General features: G+C 71.6%; 4 protein-coding genes. 2 read left to right on the forward strand and 2 right to left on the reverse strand.

The genetic code is table 11. From position 1 onward, the window contains the following. Positions 1-162: 162 nt before the first annotated feature. Positions 163-1,347, forward strand: coding sequence for an acetylornithine deacetylase (gene argE, locus FV228_RS24510; RefSeq protein ID WP_147856942.1), 1,185 nt, complete (start codon positions 163-165; stop codon positions 1,345-1,347). Positions 1,348-1,537: 190 nt separating this feature from the next. After that, positions 1,538-2,005, forward strand: coding sequence for a DoxX family membrane protein (locus FV228_RS24515; RefSeq protein ID WP_147856943.1), 468 nt, complete (start codon positions 1,538-1,540; stop codon positions 2,003-2,005). Positions 2,006-2,068: 63 nt separating this feature from the next. On the opposite strand, the gene FV228_RS24520 is transcribed toward FV228_RS24515, so the two are convergent. Next, positions 2,069-2,674: a glutathione S-transferase gene (locus FV228_RS24520; protein WP_147856944.1), complete on the reverse strand. Its 606-nt coding sequence runs from the start codon at positions 2,672-2,674 to the stop codon at positions 2,069-2,071. Between the two features lie 79 nt (positions 2,675-2,753). Next, on the reverse strand, positions 2,754-3,005 hold the full coding sequence (locus FV228_RS24525) for a hypothetical protein (protein WP_147856945.1): 252 nt from the start codon (positions 3,003-3,005) through the stop codon (positions 2,754-2,756). Positions 3,006-3,240: the final 235 nt, after the last annotated feature.

The following is a 3,240-nucleotide window of genomic DNA, read 5'->3' on the forward strand; positions in this document are numbered from 1 at the left end:
GTTCGGGCTCGGCTGTGCGGCGCGCGACGGCGCCGTCTCCGCCGCCTACGCCGCTGCGGGCCTCCGGTTCCGGGACGATCCCGGGGCAGGGTGGTTTTCGCGGGTCCGGAATCCGCGAAAACCCCGTAGGATGCCCTCACCCGAGACGATGCGAGCCGCCCGATGCCGATTCCCGCCCAGAACGCCCCCGCGCCGGATCCGGTCGACCTGCTCGGGACCCTCGTGGCCTTCGACACGGTGAGCGCCCGCTCGAACCTGCCGCTGATCGACTGGGCGGAAGGCTATTGCCGCCGCCACGGCGCCGCGGTCGCCCGCGTGCCCGACGCAACCGGGGCCAAGGCGGCCCTGCTCGTGAGCGTCGGCCCGTTCGAGACGCGACCCGGCTACGTGCTCTCCGGCCACAGCGACGTGGTGCCGGTCGAGGGCCAGCCCTGGTCGTCGGACCCGTTCGTCCTGCGGGAGGCGGCGGGCCGGCTTTACGGGCGCGGCACCTCCGACATGAAGGGGTTCCTCGCGGTCTGCCTCGCGCTCCTGCCCGAGATGGCGGCGGCGGAACTCGCGACCCCGCTCCATCTCGCGATCTCGTACGACGAGGAGGTCGGCTGCCTCGGGGTGCGCCCGCTGATCGCCCGGATGCTGGAGCGGGGCCCGCGCCCGCTGGGCTGCTTCGTGGGCGAGCCCACCGGCATGGACGTGGTGGTCGGGCACAAGGGCAAGTCCGCGTCCCGCCTCACCTTCCGGGGCAAGGCCAGCCACTCGGCCCTGGCGCCGGCGGGCGTCAACGCGGTGGAATACGCCGCCCGCTTCATCGAGCATGTCCGGCTGTCCGCGGAGGCGATCGCCCGGGACGGCGCCCGCGACCCGCTCTACGACGTGCCCCACACCACCGGCCTGTCGAGCGTGGTCCGGGGCGGCTCGGCGCTCAACATCGTGCCCGACAGCTGCAGCGTGGAATTCGAATACCGGGCGATCGGGGCCGACGATGCCGGGGCGCTGGCGGCGGCCGCGATCGCCTACGCCACCGACACCCTGGCGCCGCTGATGCGGGAGACGGACCCGGCCTGCGGCGTCGAGGTCGAGCCGCTGATCGACTATCCCGGCCTCGACACCGACCCCGAGGCGGCGATCGTGACGCTCGCCAAGCGGCTGGCCGGGCGCAACGGGCACGGCAAGGTCTCCTACGGCACGGAGGGCGGGCTGTTCGAGCGGCTGGGCGGCGTACCGGCGGTGGTGATCGGTCCGGGCTCGATCGCCCGGGCCCACAAGGCCGACGAGTACGTGACCCGGGACGAGCTGGCGGCCTGCGCGGACTTCGTCCGGCGGCTGATCCGGGACTGCCGGGCCTGAGAGACTTCGCAGTCTGGCGCGGCCTTCGACGCGCATAGTCTACGAAGGGTCCGCGAAGTCTGCGGCGGTCCGGCCGCCCCTCGTGGCGTCCTGCGAAGAAACGCCCGCCTCGAACGAGAAACCTTTGCGCCGCTCGCGGTTTGGATGGGCGGCGGGCCGCGAGGCCGGATCGGGAATCGGCGAGAAGCGCATGGCCAGCCTCAGCGTCGCGATCGCGTTCGGCGTCCGCCTGCTCCTGGTGCTGCTGTTCCTGCCGTTCAGCGCCCTCGACAAGATCCTCAACTTCAAGGGTGCGGTCGGCCAGGCCCGGCAGGCGGTGCACGCCACCGGGCCGGCGACCCTGCTGATCCTGATCGGGCTCGGCGTCGAGATCGGGATGTCGCTGTGCGTCCTGACCGGCACCGCCGACCGGGCGGCGGCCTTCGTGCTCGCCGGCTATTGCGGCGCCACCGCGCTGCTGTGGAAACAGTTCTGGGCGCCCGGCGACTTCTGGGCGGGCGGCAAGGGCCGCGAGCTGTTTTGGGATTTTTTGAAGAATTTCGCGCTGGCCGGAGGTTTTTTGCTCATCACCTTCGGGACGGGCGCCGGGACGGTCCAGGATTTCTTCGCCGACCCGCTCGCCTCGTCCCACCCCTACGCGGTCCAGGCCCGGCCATAGAATCCGGGATTCCCAAGGGCCCGCGGCCGTTGGGCGGGGTTCGGGGCGCGCAGCCCCGAGACGTCACCCTTGCGGTACGGTGGCGACCATCGAGGGCCGGCCCTCGAACACCGCGGACCAGGCGGCGGTGGCGGGGCGTCCCTCGCGCCAGGCGAGATCGGGGAAGCGCAGGTCGAGGTAGCCCAGCGCGCAGGCCATCGCGACCGTGCCGATATCGAGGACCGGCATGTCCGCCACCAGGGTCTCGAACCGGTCCAGCGCCGCCGTGATCTTGGCCACCTGGCCGGCTTCCCAGGCCGCCCAGCGCTGCGCCTCCGGGCGCAGGACCCGATCGTAGCGGGTGAGCAGGGCGGCATCGAGCAGGCCGTCGGCGAGCGCCTGCCGGGTCAGCGCGTCCCAGCGCGCCGGACCCTCGGGGAACAGGCGCGGGCCGGCCGACAGGCCGTCGAGATACTCGCAGATCACCCGGCTGTCGTAGAGGGCGGTGCCGTCCTCCAGCACCAGGGCCGGGATCTTGCCCAGCGGATTGTGGGCGGCGACCTCGGGGGCGGGGCCGGTCGGGGAGGCCCCGGCGACGGTGACGGCGATTCTGTCGATCAGACCGGTCTCGTGGGCCAGCACCAGCACCTTGCGGGCATACGGGGAGGCGGGGGAGTAGAGGAGCTTCATCGGACCGTCCCGGTTCGTGGCGACGCATCTGGTCATGCCACGCAGACCTCGCATCGCTGCCCGCCGGAATCCAGCCCCGTCAGACCTTCCGGGACATCCCGGAGCCGGCATGCACCACCCGCCCCCGCACCCGGTCCCGGCGCTTGGACTGCCGGTGCGCCTGCCAGACGAGGATCCCGGTGGCGAGCCGGTCCAGGAGGAGCAGGGACAGGCTGCCGATGATCGCCAGCACGCAGACGGCGCCGATCAGGACGCCCCAGATCCCGGGGGCCGGGATAATCATCAGGCACAGCAGGCCGAACACCGCCGCCCCGGGGATCCATCGCGCCATCGTGCCGCCCGTCTTCGATAAGGGTCCCTCCTCATGGATAAACCCCGGGAAGAAGACGCTGATGTATGTTTTAATCTCTATTTGCCGGTCGTTGTGCCTGAAAGCATGGTTTACATTCAATTTCGTCGGTCGATTGCAAGTCTAGTTCTCGTCTCGAGCCGTTCCGGCTCAGCGGTGGCCGCGAGCCGGCCTTCCGGGGCGTGCGCGGGATGCCCCGGAGCGTGCCGGCGGGGGC

It is taken from the genome of Methylobacterium sp. WL18 (assembly GCF_008040015.1).
Classification (GTDB): domain Bacteria; phylum Pseudomonadota; class Alphaproteobacteria; order Rhizobiales; family Beijerinckiaceae; genus Methylobacterium; species Methylobacterium mesophilicum.

Coding starts and splice junctions, on each gene's coding strand:
- argE (WP_147856942.1), top strand. CDS start 163: ATGCCGATTCCCGCCCAGAACGCCCCCGCGCCGGATCCGGTCGACCTG.
- FV228_RS24515 (WP_147856943.1), top strand. CDS start 1,538: ATGGCCAGCCTCAGCGTCGCGATCGCGTTCGGCGTCCGCCTGCTCCTG.
- FV228_RS24520 (WP_147856944.1), bottom strand. CDS start 2,674: ATGAAGCTCCTCTACTCCCCCGCCTCCCCGTATGCCCGCAAGGTGCTG.
- FV228_RS24525 (WP_147856945.1), bottom strand. CDS start 3,005: ATGGCGCGATGGATCCCCGGGGCGGCGGTGTTCGGCCTGCTGTGCCTG.